Genomic DNA, 14,654 nt, shown 5'->3' with positions numbered 1-14,654 from the left:
AGGCCCTGGACTTAGACGGCTACCAGGCCGGAGTGGCGAATCAGAGCATCGCTACTGGGTTGACGCCCCCGGAAGGCCTCAAACACCTGCTTGGGGTCCAGGCTGCCGCCAAGGCTCAGGACCGTGTTGCGGAAGCGGCGACCGGTCTCGCGAATTTGGTCTTCGTTCTCCAGGCCGACGTCCTCAAAGGCTGCGAAGGCATCGGCACTCAGCACCTCGGCCCACTTGTAGGAGTAGTACCCCGCCGCATAGCCGCCGGCGAAGATGTGTCCGAAGGAGCAGAGGAAGGCGTCCTCGTCGATGGGGGCCAGCACTGAGGTGGTGGTAGCGATCTCCCTTCGGAGGGCCTCCGGTGTCACACCGGACTCCGGCGTCCACTGGCTGTGCAGACGCAGGTCCACCAGGGCGAAGTGCACCTGACGCAGGGTCGCTGAACCGCCCATGAAGGTTCGTGCGGCCAGCAGTTTGGAGAATTCGCTCTCGGGTAGGGCCTCACCCGTTTGCCAGTGACGAGCCATTCCCATCAGGGTGGCGCGGTCATAGCACCAGTTCTCCATGAACTGGCTGGGTAGTTCAACGGCATCCCACTCGACGCCATTGATGCCGGCCGCCTGGGGGTGCTCCACGCTCGTGAGCATGTGCTGCAGACCATGGCCGAACTCATGGAAGAGGGTCTCGACCTCGTCAAAGGTCATCAGGCTCGGCGTCTCTCCGACCGGCGCACTCTGGTTGCAGATCAAGTAGGCCACCGGCAGGACCACGCTGCCGTCAGTGCCCTTGGAGCGCACCAGGCATTCATCCATCCAGGCGCCACCACGCTTGCTGCCCGGACGGCTGTAGGGATCGAGGTAGAAGCCAGCCACGGGTTGGCCTTGCTCGAGGATGCGGAAGAAACGCACATCCGGATGCCAGATCGGCGCCTCCCCATCGGCCGCCTCGATCCGGATTCCAAACAGTCGCTCGCTCAGGGCAAACAGCCCATCGAGCACCTGCGGTAGGGGGAACCAGGGCCGTAGGGCTTCGCTGTCGAGTTCAAAACTCTCTTGGCGAAGGATCTCAGCCCAGTAGCTGATGTCCCAGGGCTGCAACTCAGTCGCTTCTGGGGCGCCGTGGGCTTGGGCGCAGCTGGCAAGCGCCTGCAGTTCCTGCTGGGCAATCGGGTAGGCGGCGCCGCGCAGGTCCTCCAGCAGCGACTCCACGGCCTGCTCTGAATCGGCCATCTTCGAGGCAATGCTCAACTCCGCCCAGTTGGCAAACCCCAGCCGCTCCGCCTGTTGTCTGCGCAGCGTCAGGATCTCTTCGATCAGCGGCCAGTTGTTGAGGTCACTGCCGTCTTGACCTGAGGCACGGCTGACGTGGGCCTTGTAGACCTTCTCGCGCAGATCACGCCTGCGGCTGTACTTCATGAAGGGGACGTAGCGGGGCATGTCCAGCCCCATCAGCCACGGCCCTTGCTCAGCACTGGCGTCCTCGTCGCCGGCCTGGCGTGCCGCTTGGGCCAACTGCCCCAGCAGGCTTGCCGGTAGACCTTCGACCTCGGCGGCGTGCGTCAGTCGCAGGGTCCAGTGGTTCGTGGCATCGAGCACATGGTTGCCGAAGCGGGTCGAGAGTTCCGCCAAGCTCTGACTGGCACTGTTGAAGGCCTCTTTGCTGGCGCCACTGAGGCCGACCCCGCGCAGCTTCATGTCCCGAAGTTCGGCATCGAGAATCCGTTGTTGGGTGCCATCCAGGCCAGAGCGACCCGCCTCGAGTTGCTGCAGGGCGCGATAGATCACCTGGCTCTGGCCAGCACGGTTGCCGAATTGGACAACCGAGGCCTGTTGGCTGGCATGGGCATCCCGCAGCTCTGGGCTGTTGCAGACCCCGTTGAGGTGACTGACGACACCCCAGCTCCAGCGCAGCCGCTCACCCAGCCGCTGCAGTGGTGCCATCACATCGTTCCAGCTCAGCGTCTGGTTTTGCTCGAGTCTCTGGCCCAAGGACTGCTCGAGGTCCCCCAGTTCGCTCTCCAGGGCCTGCATCAACGCCGGGATGTGCTCGCTGACGGCCTCGGGGGTGATCGCCTCAAAGTTCGGCAGGCCCTCGCCTCGCAGGATCTCCGCTTGAGCGTTGGCAGCGCTGCTGACAGTCATCGTGGCTGAGGCAAGGGGCCTTGTTCGGCCCATTCCAGCTCAGGGACTGACGCTGCGGGGAATTAGCCGAGGGCGGGTAGCCGAAGGGCCACGACGGCGTGCTGCGCCAGGTCGTTGGCAAGGGCCGTGGTGGTCGCCTCATAGAGATCAATCGCCACTCGAGGCCAGAAGCCAATCACGAGGGTTGGGACGAGCAGGGTGAGTCCAATGACCAGTTCCCTTGGCTTCATGTCGCCGAGGACCGCCAGCGCCGGGATCCGGGGTCCAAAGAACACCCGGCGGCAGAGGCTCAACAGGTAGATCGGGGTCAACACCACACCGATGGCCGCCAGGACAACGGCGATCACCCGGAAGCCCACGGTGAAGCCGTCATTGCTCGTCACGCCAAGGAACACGGTGATTTCACTGACGAATCCACTCATGCCAGGCAGGGCCAGGGAGGCCAGGGAGCTGGCGACAAAAAAGGCGAAGGTGATCGGCAGAACCTTGGCCAATCCCCCCATGTTGGGGATCGAGAGGGTTTTGGTCCGCTCGTAGAACACGCCGGTCACGAAGAACATCGCGGCGGCGATCAGTCCGTGGCTGATCATCTGCAGCATTGCTCCGCTCATCCCCAGGCTGTCGATGGCACCGATGCCGAGCAGCACGAAGCCCATGTGGCTGACGGAGCTACAGGCGATACGCCGTTTGACGTTGTCCTGGGCCAGGGCGTTGAGGGCGCCGTAGACGATGTTGACGATGCCCAGAACGATCAGAGCGGGGGCCAGCTGTAGGTGGGCCTCCGGCAACATCTGCACGTTGAAGCGCAGCAGGGCGTAGCCCCCCATCTTCAGCAGCACCCCAGCCAGCAGCATCGAGACCGGTGCATTGGCTTCTCCGTGGGCATCGGGAAGCCAGGTGTGGAGCGGGAACATCGGCAGTTTCACGCCGAATCCCACCAGGAATCCCAGGTAACAGAGCAGGCCGAAAAGGCCGCCTGGAGAGCGGGCAATCAGTTCGCTCAGATTCAGGGTGAAGGGACCGTTGAGAGCCAAGGCCAGGCCGCTCAACAGGATCAACAGCGAGGCCGTCGCCGTGTAGAGGATGAACTTGGTGGCCGCGTATTGACGCTGCTGGCCGCCCCAGATGGCGATCAGCAGATAGACGGGAACCAATTCGAGCTCCCAGGCCAGGAAGAAGAGCAGGAAGTCCTGGGAAAGGAAGACCAAGGCCTGGGCAGAGGCCTGCACCAGGAGCAAAGCAAAGTAGAGCCGGGTTTTGGTCTTGATGTTCCAGCTGGCGGCCACCGACAGCAGGGTGACCAAGCCAGAGAGCACCACCAGCGGGGCTGAGAGTCCATCGGTGGCGAGGGACCACTCCAGGCCGATGGCGGGAACCCAGGCGAAACGCTCAACCAGTTGCAGCCCCGCGATCGAGCCGTCGTAGTGCTGGCTGTAGACGTAGAGCATCAGCCCTAGGTCAGCCAACAGGGTCGTCAGCGCAACTGTTCGCGGGAGCTTGGGGTCCGTGCCATCACCGGGCAGGAGCATCACCAGCGGCGCGATCGCGATCGGAAGCAGAGCGATCAGGCTGAGCCAGGGAAAGGTTGTTGGCGCCGCCAGCATTCCCTGGGCGAGAGCGGAGTCTCCAAACGCGGAGCCGGGAATCGCAGCGGACGCGGCCATCAGGGGCAGGTTGGCGTCCATCGCGTGCACGGCTTTTGGGTATCGAGGGCGATGTCCCGTATCTGGGTTCAGCCCTCTAGGGACTCAACCCTCCTCCTACGGGAGGTGCCTATCAAGGAAGAAATCTACCAGTGAGACCGATCTGGTCTAGGCATTTCTACTCAGGTTGAGTGGCCTAGGAGGGCAGGTGCTCCCAGCGGCTTCCGGCCTGGTGGAGCTGCAGCACCTGGGAGCGGGAGGCCACCCCAGCACCCTCCCAGGCCCGAACCATGGTTTTGCTGACGGCCACCGCCGAGTCTTCAGGGCAGAGGGCCAGGATGCTCGGCCCGGCGCCGCTGATGACGCAGCCCCAGGCCCCCGCGGCCATGGCGGCCTCGCGCACCTCCTGGCCCCCTTGGATCAAGCCCCAGCGATAGGGCTCGTGGATTCGGTCGTGCATCCCATCGGCGATCAGGTCGCCATTCCCGGTGCGTAGTCCCTGCAGCAGCAAGGTCAGGCATCCGAGGTTGGTCACGGCATCGGGAATGGAGATGGCCTTCGGCATGACCCGTCTGGCTTCGCTGGTGGACAGACGAATGGCCGGGATGGCCACCACCACCATCACCTTCGGGTCCCATTCGCAACGCACCACGCGCCAGCGATGGGAGGCGGCTCGAGCGGTCAGGCAGAGGCCACCGAGCAGTGAAGGAACCACGTTGTCCGGGTGCCCCTCAATGTCGATCGCCAGCTCCAGCAGCTTCTCGCGACTGAGCTTCTCGCCGATCAGCGCGTTGGCCCCCATCAGGCCGGCCACGATGGCTGTGGCGCTGCTTCCCAGTCCCCGTGCTGGTGGAACCGCCAGGCGGACCCGCGCTTCGACAGCAATCGGCTCTTCCCCTGCTTCTTTCCAGACCCGCTGGGCTGCGCGGTAGACGAGGTTGTCCGGGCCGCCCCGCAGGTGCGATCCCTCGCTGCCTTCGATCACCAGTTCAAACCGCTCGCCACTGCCTTCGATGCAGCGCATCTCGAAGCGGTTGTTCAGATCCAGGGCCGCTCCGAGGCAATCAAAGCCGGGACCCAAGTTGGCTGTTGTGGCGGGGACATCCACCACAACCCCCTGTCCAATGCGGGGGCGGGCCATGCGCTCTGTTCTGCTGGGGTCAGTGTCCCACTCAGGCGTTCAACAGCCGAGCCCGGCAAGCGGCACTGAAGAGTCCAGTCTCGCCGTCGATCAAGGCGTGGACAGGGATTTGTTCCACCACGGCGTTGAGCCGTCCTTTGTTCAAGAAGGCCCCAAGGAAGCGCTCTGAGCGCAACTCATCGAGAAGCTTGCCCGCTGTGCCACCTCCCAGCCAAAGCCCGCCATAGCAAAGGCTTTGCAGGGCAAGATCCCCTGCGCAGCTTCCGTAGGCCTCCAGCCAGAGATCCAGGGCTTTGCGGGCGAGGGGATCGCCAGCCGCTGCGGCCGCAGCGGTCGCCGCAGGCAACTCGGTGTCGGCCGTCTTCATCAGGGCATGGTTGCGTCCGTCGGGATGGGTGGCCAGGCGCCAGCGCATCACGTCGCCCAGTCCCGTGCCGCTCACCACCCGTTCAATCGAGAGGCGCGGCAGACCGAACTCGGCCATCAACCAGGTCTTCAGTTGCCACTGCTCCTCGTTGCAGGGGGCGAATTCGCCATGGGAGGCCTCGCTGGCCATGGCCTGCAAGCCCCCTGCCGTGGGCACTCCGATCGCTACCCCCAGACCGGTCCCGGCCCCAAGAATCGCGATCGGCGCCTTGGGGTCGCCGCCGCCCGCAGCCGGCTGCCGCAGGGTCGTCTGTTGCTCTGGCTGCAGGTGAGGCAGCCCATAGATCAGAACGGCAAAGTCGTTGACCAGCTCGAGCACCTCGAGCTGGCAGGCGCGGGCCAGTTCCACCTCATCCAGCAGCCAGGGGAGGTTCGTGAGTTTCACCCGGCCCTGGCGCACCGGACCCGCAATCGCGAAACAGGCCTGGCGAGGTCGCTCGAAGCAGGACGCCTCCCCGTCGAGGAAGTGATTCACCAGGGCCGAGAAATCAGCCCAATCGGCCGAGACGAAACGTTGACTGGCCTTCTGAATCAGTGCCGTTCCTTCGACGCTGTAGAGGCCCAGCAGGGTCTTCGTGCCGCCAATATCACCGGCTAGAAGCGTGGTCATCGGAGATCAGCGGGGGCTGATCTTGAGCCCCGCTTCCCGATCTTGATTCGCTTCCTTGGCAGCGGCCACAACGGTCTCCAGCTCGATGCTGCCCAGGTCGCCCTCCCGGCGGCTGCGCAGGCTGATGGTCCCGCCTTCGGCCTCCTTGGCGCCGATCACCCCCAGAACGGGGATCTTCATCTGTTCGCCATTGCGAATCAGCTTGCCCAGGCGGTCACCGGAGTGATCCACGCTGGCGCGTACGCCCGCCGCCTTCAGGGCCGCTGCGACGGATTCGGCGTAGCCGGCGACCTCATCGGTCACTGGCAGCAGGCGGATCTGCTCGGGTGCCAACCAGAAGGGGAAGTCACCGGCGTAGTTCTCGGTCATGATCCCGAAGAACCGCTCCAGTGAGCCAAAAATGGCGCGGTGGATCATGATCGGCCGCTGCCTGGATCCGTCCGCTGCCACGTACTCCAGGTCGAAGCGTTCAGGCAGGTTGAAGTCCAGCTGGATCGTGGAGCATTGCCACATCCGGCCGATGGCGTCCTCGATCTTGAGGTCGATCTTGGGGCCGTAGAAGGCACCACCGCCTTCGTCGATCTTGTAGGCCCATCCCTTGCGCTCCAGCGCTTCGATCAAGCCCTGGGTGGCGAGATCCCACACCGCGTCTTCGCCGATGGACTTCTCAGGCCGTGTGGAGAGGTTGATTTCGTAGTTGCGGAAATCAAACGTCGAGAGGATCTGTTCGGTGAGATCCAGGATCGCCAGGATTTCGTCGCTGATCTGCTCCGGCAGGCAGAACACGTGGGCGTCGTCCTGGGTGAAGCCCCGCACCCGCATCAGGCCGTGCATCACACCGGGGCGCTCGTAGCGATACACCGTCCCGAGCTCGGCCCAGCGGATCGGTAGCTCGCGGTAGCTGCGCAGGGTGCTGGCGTAGGTCAGCACGTGGAACGGGCAGTTCATGGGCTTGAGCTGGTACTCCCGCTCGTCCACCTGCATCGGGCCAAACATCGACTCGCTGTAGAAGTCGAGGTGGCCAGAGGTCTTCCAGAGGCTGATGTCAGCCACGTGGGGGGTGTAGAGCAGCTCGTAGCCGGCGTTGAAGTGGAGCTCCCGCCAGAGGTTCTCGATCAAGAGGCGCATGCGGGCGCCGCGGGGATGCCAGAAGACCAAGCCAGCGCCGGCTTCGTCCTCAATCGAGAACAGGTCGAGGTCGGTCCCGATCCGGCGGTGGTCCCGGCGCTTGGCTTCCTCTTGCCTGCGCTTGTATTCGCTCAGCTGTTCTGGGGTTTCCCAGGCGGTGCCGTAGATCCTCTGCAGCTGGGCGTTCTTCTCGTCGCCACGCCAGTAGGCGCCTGCGACGCTCTCAAGGTCAAAGGCCTTGGCGTTCAGTTCCTTGGTGTTGCTGACGTGGGGGCCTGCACAGAGGTCCCACCAGTCCTCGCCGAGGGTGTAGAGGCTGATGGGTTCTTGGATCCCGGCCAGAATTTCCAGCTTGTAGGGCTCGTTCTGGGCCTGGATCCGGCTTTCGGCCTCCGCTCGGCTCACCTCCAGACGCTCCAGCGGAAGCTTCTTGTTGATGAGTTTGATCATTTCCTTCTTGATGGCCTTGAGGTCGGCCTCCGTGAAGGGATCGGGGTTATCGAAGTCGTAGTAGAAGCCGTTCTCGGTCCAAGGTCCGATGGTCACCTGGGCCTTGGGGAAGAGGCGCTGGACCGCCATGGCCATCACGTGGCTCATGGAGTGGCGGATACGCAGCAGCTGCTCGCTCTCGCTGGTTTTGGGCAGGTGCACCGTGGCTGCAGGCTCGGCAGTACGGGTCGCGGTCACGGCAGCGGCATAGCAACCCCGATCCTACGCAGCGCAATTCAGACCATTACTAGGGTGTGGGGGTGAGCAACCCCCAAGAACCCCAGGCTGAGTCGGCCGAATTGCTCGACCACTTGCTCGAGTCACTCTTTGGTGACTTTCGCTATTGGTTCCAGCGCGGTTTGGTCCTTCTGGATCACGCCCCCGATCACCTGGTGCCACCGGTGGAACAGCGGGAGTTTCGTTCCGCCCTGGAGGAGGCGCTTCAGGCGATCGCTGCCGCCAAAGCACTCCGGGCCGCCTGCTCGACCCCCATGGCCGTTGATATGGATGCCATGACCCCTTGGCATCGCCTGATGATGCGGGTCTGGAACCTCTCCGCGATGTTGCGGGTGGCGGGAGTGCCGCTTCCGGAGCAAGAGCGCCCCGATCCTCCTCAGGCCTGAGCCCAGCGGCTGCGCTTCAGTTGCTTGAGGTTGGATTCGTAGAAGTTGGCCAGTTCCGCAGCCTTCTTCACGGGTTGGCCGTAGGCGCTCAGTCCGTTGTGGCTAGGGAAGGAGGCCCACTCCTTGGACAGCACGGCCATCACCCCGCGGGTTAAGCCGCTGCGGTCGACTTGATCGAGTACACCGCGGCGATCCACCAGATACAGGGCCGCTTGGTCCTGGTTGTGGGGCTTGAAGCTGCGAAGGCTCAGTTTGTTTGCGGCTTCTTTCCAGGTGCCGGGCAGGAATTGATAGGCACCTGCGGCCGCGCTCGTGTAGCGCTTCACCACCACCACATCAGGGTGTTTGGCCAGGCTGCTGAAACGCCCGCCGCCGTAGAGGGTGCGATAGCCCTCGGGGCCTTGTTTCCAGGTGCCCTCGGCGTAGCGAATGGTGTTGAGCAGGGCCCGGCGCTCCGGGGTGATTGCATACAGCTCTCCGTCCTCGGTCTCGCTGGCAGCCGCCACGATCTGCTCCAGTGACTGATCCACCTCGACTCCCTTGGAGGGAGCCACGAGGGGGCCAGCGGCCAGAAGCAGCAGACCCAGTGAGCAGGCCGGAGCGGCGGCACGACTGGGCTTGAGGGAATGCTGGAGCGAATGACGAATTGGCAAGCGGCACAACGTCGCAGTCCATTGAGACTGCTGGCTAGCCGAGTCTCAAGGTGAGACTTCCCGTCCGAACTGGACAAGTGCTGCCTCGATGTGCTGCAGGTTGATTTTTAGTTCTCCAGGGCGATTGGCGAGGTTTTTGGCTGGCCAATGCGCCGTAACGAATTAGCCACCTTTATCTTTCCTTCCGTTTTTGATTAGCGGCTTGGGGCCTCAGTTCGCCTTGAGGAAGCCCAGTGCCTCGCGGGTTCGCTCCAGAGTGGCCTGGGCCACAGCATTGGCGCGCTCGCTGCCTGCTTTGAGGACGCGGTCCAGTTCGGCGGGATCAGCGCTCAGGTCGTTGTAGCGCTCTTGAATGGGGCGCAGCGCTTCGACCAGTGTCTCGGCCAGTAGGGGTTTAAAGGTGCCCCAGCCCATCGCGGCGCACTCTGCAGCGGCTGCCTCACGACCTTTGCCGCTCAGCAGGGCATAGAGCCCCAAGAGGTTGTCGGTTTCGGGGCGCTCCGGGTTCCCAAATTCGAGGCCCATCACGGGATCGGTTTTGGCGCGCTTGACCTTCTTGGTGATCACCTCAGGCGAATCCAGCAAATTGACGCGGGATCCTTCGTTGGGGTCGCTCTTGCTCATCTTGCTGCGCCCGTCGGTCAGGCTCATTACGCGGGCACCCTCCTTGAGGATGAGCGGCTCGGGCACCTTCAGGACGGGGATGGGCTCGCCTTCGGCATCCCGCGGGGCAAAGCGAGCGTTGATTCGCTGCTGGGCGATGTCTCGGGCCAGCTCCAGGTGCTGTTTCTGGTCCTCGCCAACGGGCACGAGGTCAGCGTCATACAGAAGGATGTCCGCCGCCATCAACACGGGGTAGTCCAGAAGGCCAACGGAGACCTGGTCCCCCTGTTTGACGGCCTTCTCCTTGAACTGGATCATCCGCTCCAACCAGTTGAGCGGTGTGACGCAGTTCAGGAGCCAACAGAGCTCGCTGTGGGCTGAGACATGGCTCTGGACAAAAACCGTCGCTTTCTCAGGATCGATTCCGCAGGCGAGATAGAGGGCGGCGGTGTTGCGCGTGTCACGGGCCAGGGCGGCCGCGTCATGGGGCACGGTGATCGCGTGCAGGTCCACGACACAGAAAAAGGTGTCGTGGGTCTCCTGCAGTCCGACCCAGTTGCGGATGGCTCCGAGCCAATTGCCCAAATGCAAGGCGCCAGTGGGCTGAACTCCGGACAGGACCCTGGCGCGTTGCATGCGAGCTGGCGAAATGTTCGCCGGATTCTGCCTGGAGGCAGGACCCGGCAGCGGCCTCGAATCAGGCCTCGGTGGTCTCTTCGGTGGTGGTTTGCTCTGTTGCTACTTCGGTGGTTTCCGACGCGGCTTCCTCGCTCACCGTCTCCTCTTGAGGGACGGCGGCTGCTGGTTTGGCGGGACGGGCAAACGGATTGGGGCGGTTGCCAGGGCGCTCATTGCGCTCGCCACGACGGTCACCGCGCTCGCCCCGTCCCCGGGAACCGGCACTGGCCTTCTGCTGGGCAACGATGTCGTCAATCCGGCCCTCTTCGATCAGCTGGGCCACGGTGCGCAGGGACAGGCCCAGGGCTGCCACGGTGGAACGGACGCCAAAAGCCTCTTGCACGGCGCGGGCGGCGCGCATCTCGTTATCGCTCAGGCGAATGCGGAACCCGCCACCTTCGCGAGGACCGCGGTTGCCTTGGGACTGCTCGCCCGAATTCCGCTGGAAATCACCGTCGGCCATGGCCGCACACCTGAAGAAGTCAGCGGCAAGTGTGCCCTACCGACAGTGAGGCCGGCCAGTGCCAAATCAGGCGATGGTGTTCTGGACTGCCTGCTCGGGCCAAGACCAGTACCGGCAAAGGATTTGGTCCCTCCGATTCGATGCTGCTTCGGTAGCGCGACAGCAGGTCGAGGTAGGCCTGCAGCGTCCAGCCATGGCAACCCTGATCTTGTGCGGCCCAAAAGCGTTGGAGCGCCTCGGAGCAGGCCACCTTCCCGAACTCATCCCAACATTGCTCTTCCGCTTCTGCGCTCGAGAAACCGGCGCGGATCAGGTTGCGGAAGCGAATCAACTCTGGGGCTTCACCACTGTTGTCGGGCGGTAAAACCGCGCTGAGCCTGCTGATGGGCAGGATCTGCAGCCGCAACCAGCAGCGCTCGAGCAGGGCAATGGGCCGATCGCCATCCCAGCGAGCCAACAGTTGTTGGCGGTCACTGAGATCGGCCAAGAGCTGCTGCTGATGGGGGGTGAGCCAGCGCAGGAGCTCAGCCATGGGTCCCCTGGAAGGTGATGGTGGATTCCGCGTACTCCCGCGGTTCCAGGTGGATTGTGCAGCGAACGGGTCCAAAGCGCCGCTCGAGATGCTCCTCCACGAGCTCGGTAATCCGATGGGCTTTGGGCAGGTCATCGGCATCCACCACCATGTGGAGCTCAATGAACACCCGCTGACCCAGAACCCCGCGGCTGGCGATGTCATGGACGTTGAGGACTCCAGGGACGCCCATCGCCGTCTCGTGGATGGATTCCGGTGCAATGGCGATTTGATCGACCAACCAGGGCAAGTTGGTCTTCAGCACCTGCCAGCAGACACGGATCAAGAGGACGCAGAGCGGGATGGCCATCGCCACGTCCAGCCAGGTCTGCTTGAACAGAACGACCCCACAGAGACCGACCAGGACCACAACGGTGGTCCAGATGTCGCTGGTCGTGTGTTTGGCATCGGCTAACAGCAGCTGGTTGCCCAGGCGTCTGCCCTCACTGCGCTCGTATCCGGCAAGCAGCAGATTGCAGCCCAGGACGATGAGGAGCAGCAGCAGCTCCTGCCCATCCAGGCGGATTGGGGGCAGGCCCGAGCTGATGCGCTCGAGGGCTGTGCGCACGATCTCAAAGGCCGTCAAGCAAATGAAGCCCGCAATCGCTAGGGCTCCGACCGCTTCGTATTTGTCATGGCCGTAGGGGTGATCGCGGTCCGGCTTGGGGTCCGAGAGGCCATTGGTGATCAGTCCCAGCAGGCTGGACAAGCCATCGGTGGCGCTGTGCATGGCATCCGCCAAGAGCGCAAGCGATCCGCTCAAGAGACCAATGATCAGCTTGAGCAGCGTCATCGCCACGTTGACCCCGAGGGCCACCAGCAGGACCCTCTGGACCTCGGACCGGCGGTCGGCCCGCTCGTTGGTTTGGCCAGCAAGACCCATGGCCAAGGAGGCTCATTGAGGTCCTCCCACGCTATTGGGTCTGGGCATGGGTTAATAGCTGAGCTAAAGAGTTGGCGCGGCCGCCGAATTCAGGCTCCCCATTGACGGTTCCTCAGGTCTCAGCTGAATCCCCATCGCCGAGGCCCGTCTCACTGGGGGAGGAGCTCAAAGCGCAGGTTCTGCGCCAGGGAATGCGGCATTGGCCCTGGCTTGCGGCAGCAGGCGGCGGCTGGATGGTGCTGGAGTCCCTCCATGGGCCCCTCTCCTCGCTGATGGGGTTGGGTGCCGCAGGGGCCGGCCTTTGGTTGCTTGGCGGACGCATGCGTCCAAGCGGTCAGCACCTGCCTCAGTCCTCCGAGGGTTGGCTTGAGCGCTGTGAGGCGGTTCTTGAGCAGTTCCAAGTGCTGCAGGCAGCCAGCGCTGAGGAGGGTCGTGCTCAGGCCAAGACCTTTGAGCTCCACCAGACTCAGCGCCGCTCTCAGCTGGAGCTGTTGCGTCAGCGCCAAGAGGAGACCTGCATTCAGCTGGCCCTGGTGGGGACCGCAGCGTGGAGCGCTTCCGAGCAGGAGCAGCTGTTGTGTCACTGCCCCTCTGTGCATCCACTTCGGGTGCATCGCAGTCACGCCCTGCCCTTGTCTCCTCAGTCCTGGCAGTGGCCGGAGGTGTTTCGCCACTGCGAGCTGCTGCTGTATCGACTCGATCTGCCCCTGACCGCGGCTGACCTGCGCTGGCTTGAAGCCCTGCCAGAGCAGCAGCGGGTGGGAATTCTGGTGCGCACGAAACCGGAGCTCGAGAGTTCCGCCCAGCTCCAGCAACTCGAGCAGCAGCTTCCCGTTCATCTGCGCGGGCGCTGTTGGCCGCTTGCGGCCCAGGAGGCCAGTGGCTGGCGAGACCTCACCTCCTGGTTCGCGGAATCCACACCGCTGAGCCGGGAGCGCAACCAACAACGCTGCCTGCAGGAGTTGCATGCGGCTTGGCAGCTTGAACTCGAGGGCCTGCGCCGCCAGCACTGGTCCCGTTTGCTGCAACGCACCCAGTGGACCGTGGCGGCGGGCGTCGTTGTGGCGCCTCTTCCCAGCTTGGATCTGTTGGTGCTGGCCGCTGCCAATGGCTTGATGCTTCAGGAGATGGCCAGGCTTTGGAATTGCCCTTGGTCCCTTGAGCAACTGCAAGCCTCGGCGTCTCAGTTGGGCAAGGCGGCGCTGAGTCTGGGGGTTGTCGAGTGGAGCTCTCAAGCCCTGGCCTCGGTGGTGAAGTGGCACGGTCCGACATGGCTTGTGGGGGGTGCCATGCAGGCCCTCAGTGCCGCCTATCTGACCAGGGTTGTGGGCCGGGCGATGGCTGACTACATGGCTTTGGCCGCCGGTGTTCCCGAAGCGGAGTTGGATGCTCTCTTGCAGCGCCAGGCTCCCCTGTTGGTTGCCCGCGCGGCGGACGAGGAGAAACTGGACTGGAGCGCGTTTTTGGTGTCTGCGCAGCAGTGGCTCAAAGAACAATCGGCCCCCGCCTAATCGCCAGGCCGCGCAGACTCGAGCGCTATACATAGCTTCATGAAGGCTTCATGAAGCTCTTCATGAACATTTTGGTTCTTTCCTGAATTTAATTTTTGCTCCAGGAAATGTTTTCTAGGGGCTCCTAGGTTTTGCAGGCCGCATCTGCGGCATTCGTACTCATTTGGCTCGATTGGGCCTTCCCCTATGACCACTGCTCTTCGTAAGAGCGGCTCCAGTTCTTGGACGCAGTTTTGCGAGTGGGTCACCAGCACCGACAACCGCATTTATGTGGGTTGGTTCGGCGTCCTGATGATTCCCTGCCTGCTGGCCGCCACCATTTGCTTCATCGTTGCCTTCATCGCCGCCCCGACGGTGGATATCGATGGCATCCGTGAACCTGTTGCCGGATCCCTGATCTACGGAAACAACATCATCTCTGGCGCTGTCATCCCCAGCAGCAATGCCATTGGTCTGCACTTCTATCCCATCTGGGAAGCCGCCAGCCTCGACGAGTGGCTGTACAACGGCGGTCCGTATCAGTTGGTGGTTTTTCACTTCCTGATCGGCATCTCCTGCTACATGGGCCGTCAGTGGGAACTCTCCTACCGCCTCGGCATGCGCCCCTGGATCTGCGTGGCCTATAGCGCTCCGCTGTCTGCTGCGTTTGCAGTGTTCCTGGTGTATCCCTTCGGTCAGGGCTCCTTCTCCGATGGCATGCCCCTCGGCATCTCTGGAACCTTCAACTTCATGTTGGTGTTCCAGGCTGAGCACAACATCCTGATGCACCCCTTCCACATGCTTGGTGTGGCTGGTGTCTTCGGTGGTTCTTTGTTCTCCGCCATGCACGGCTCCCTGGTGACCTCCTCCCTGGTGCGTGAAACCACCGAGAGCGAGAGCCAGAACTACGGCTACAAGTTCGGCCAAGAGGAAGAGACCTACAACATCGTGGCTGCCCACGGTTACTTCGGTCGCCTGATCTTCCAATACGCCTCCTTCAACAACAGCCGCAGCCTCCACTTCTTCCTGGGTGCTTGGCCTGTTGTCGGCATCTGGTTTACGTCCATGGGCGTCAGCACCATGGCCTTCAACCTGAACGGCTTCAACTTCAACCAGTCGAT

General features: G+C 63.2%; 13 protein-coding genes. 3 read left to right on the top strand and 10 right to left on the bottom strand.

Features of this window, described 5'->3' with window-relative positions; translation table 11 throughout:
• Positions 1–11: 11 nt before the first annotated feature.
• The 5 genes from QZ189_RS02555 to thrS form a co-directional block, all read right to left on the bottom strand.
• Positions 12–2,132 (bottom strand): M3 family metallopeptidase, encoded by a 2,121-nt coding sequence (locus tag QZ189_RS02555; protein WP_296420800.1) that lies wholly within the window; start codon positions 2,130–2,132, stop codon positions 12–14.
• 62 nt (positions 2,133–2,194) lie between these two features.
• Positions 2,195–3,817 (bottom strand): NAD(P)H-quinone oxidoreductase subunit 4, encoded by a 1,623-nt coding sequence (locus QZ189_RS02550; protein WP_010316748.1) that lies wholly within the window; start codon positions 3,815–3,817, stop codon positions 2,195–2,197.
• A gap of 154 nt (positions 3,818–3,971) precedes the next feature.
• Entirely contained in the window at positions 3,972–4,916 is a 945-nt protein-coding gene (gene thrB / locus QZ189_RS02545) for a homoserine kinase (RefSeq protein WP_247478072.1), read from the bottom strand.
• Between the two features lie 31 nt (positions 4,917–4,947).
• Positions 4,948–5,952, bottom strand: coding sequence for a glucokinase (gene glk / locus QZ189_RS02540; RefSeq protein ID WP_010316752.1), 1,005 nt, complete (start codon positions 5,950–5,952; stop codon positions 4,948–4,950).
• 6 nt (positions 5,953–5,958) lie between these two features.
• Positions 5,959–7,677: a threonine--tRNA ligase gene (gene thrS, locus QZ189_RS02535; protein ID WP_247479951.1), complete on the bottom strand. Its 1,719-nt coding sequence runs from the start codon at positions 7,675–7,677 to the stop codon at positions 5,959–5,961.
• 152 nt (positions 7,678–7,829) lie between these two features.
• On the opposite strand from thrS, the gene QZ189_RS02530 reads away from it, so the two are divergent.
• A complete protein-coding gene (locus QZ189_RS02530) occupies positions 7,830–8,192 on the top strand; it encodes a DUF2605 family protein (protein WP_010316756.1) in 363 nt (120 codons plus the stop codon).
• Here the strand turns inward: QZ189_RS02530 and QZ189_RS02525 are convergent.
• From QZ189_RS02525 to QZ189_RS02505, 5 genes are all read right to left on the bottom strand, one after another.
• Positions 8,183–8,845 (bottom strand): glycoside hydrolase family 104 protein, encoded by a 663-nt coding sequence (locus QZ189_RS02525; RefSeq protein ID WP_296420797.1) that lies wholly within the window; start codon positions 8,843–8,845, stop codon positions 8,183–8,185. The genes QZ189_RS02530 and QZ189_RS02525 overlap by 10 nt on opposite strands.
• 210 nt (positions 8,846–9,055) lie before the next feature.
• Positions 9,056–10,084, bottom strand: a complete 1,029-nt coding sequence (gene trpS / locus QZ189_RS02520; protein ID WP_010316758.1) for a tryptophan--tRNA ligase — start codon at positions 10,082–10,084, stop codon at positions 9,056–9,058.
• A gap of 61 nt (positions 10,085–10,145) precedes the next feature.
• Positions 10,146–10,589 carry a hypothetical protein gene (locus QZ189_RS02515; protein ID WP_010316759.1) on the bottom strand — a complete coding sequence of 148 codons (444 nt, stop codon included), beginning with the start codon at positions 10,587–10,589 and terminating at the stop codon, positions 10,146–10,148.
• A 19-nt stretch (positions 10,590–10,608) separates the two neighbouring features.
• On the bottom strand, positions 10,609–11,121 hold the full coding sequence (locus QZ189_RS02510; RefSeq protein ID WP_247478085.1) for a hypothetical protein: 513 nt from the start codon (positions 11,119–11,121) through the stop codon (positions 10,609–10,611).
• Positions 11,114–12,043 carry a cation diffusion facilitator family transporter gene (locus QZ189_RS02505; protein ID WP_010316761.1) on the bottom strand — a complete coding sequence of 310 codons (930 nt, stop codon included), beginning with the start codon at positions 12,041–12,043 and terminating at the stop codon, positions 11,114–11,116. The genes QZ189_RS02510 and QZ189_RS02505 overlap by 8 nt, the downstream gene beginning before the upstream one ends.
• Before the next feature lie 101 nt (positions 12,044–12,144).
• On the opposite strand from QZ189_RS02505, the gene QZ189_RS02500 reads away from it, so the two are divergent.
• Both QZ189_RS02500 and psbA read left to right on the top strand, forming a co-directional pair.
• Positions 12,145–13,554, top strand: a complete 1,410-nt coding sequence (locus QZ189_RS02500) for a YcjF family protein (protein WP_296420794.1) — start codon at positions 12,145–12,147, stop codon at positions 13,552–13,554.
• A gap of 186 nt (positions 13,555–13,740) precedes the next feature.
• Positions 13,741–14,654: photosystem II q(b) protein (psbA, locus tag QZ189_RS02495; RefSeq protein WP_296420792.1), on the top strand; the 914-nt coding region annotated here is incomplete at its 3' end.

Origin of the sequence: Vulcanococcus sp. CPBay_Sum15L08_68 (assembly GCF_017855895.1) — a bacterium.
GTDB lineage: Bacteria > Cyanobacteriota > Cyanobacteriia > PCC-6307 > Cyanobiaceae > Vulcanococcus.
Note: the sequence above shows the minus strand (reverse complement) of the source record. Positions and strands in the feature narration are given on the sequence as shown.

Excerpts from the sequence above, each read along its gene's own strand:
- QZ189_RS02555 (WP_296420800.1), bottom strand. The coding sequence starts at position 2,132 with ATGACTGTCAGCAGCGCTGCCAACGCTCAAGCGGAGATCCTGCGAGGC.
- QZ189_RS02550 (WP_010316748.1), bottom strand. The coding sequence starts at position 3,817 with ATGGACGCCAACCTGCCCCTGATGGCCGCGTCCGCTGCGATTCCCGGC.
- thrB (WP_247478072.1), bottom strand. The coding sequence starts at position 4,916 with ATGGCCCGCCCCCGCATTGGACAGGGGGTTGTGGTGGATGTCCCCGCC.
- glk (WP_010316752.1), bottom strand. The coding sequence starts at position 5,952 with ATGACCACGCTTCTAGCCGGTGATATTGGCGGCACGAAGACCCTGCTG.
- thrS (WP_247479951.1), bottom strand. The coding sequence starts at position 7,677 with ATGAGCCACGTGATGGCCATGGCGGTCCAGCGCCTCTTCCCCAAGGCC.
- trpS (WP_010316758.1), bottom strand. The coding sequence starts at position 10,084 with ATGCAACGCGCCAGGGTCCTGTCCGGAGTTCAGCCCACTGGCGCCTTG.
- QZ189_RS02515 (WP_010316759.1), bottom strand. The coding sequence starts at position 10,589 with ATGGCCGACGGTGATTTCCAGCGGAATTCGGGCGAGCAGTCCCAAGGC.
- QZ189_RS02510 (WP_247478085.1), bottom strand. The coding sequence starts at position 11,121 with ATGGCTGAGCTCCTGCGCTGGCTCACCCCCCATCAGCAGCAGCTCTTG.
- QZ189_RS02505 (WP_010316761.1), bottom strand. The coding sequence starts at position 12,043 with ATGGGTCTTGCTGGCCAAACCAACGAGCGGGCCGACCGCCGGTCCGAG.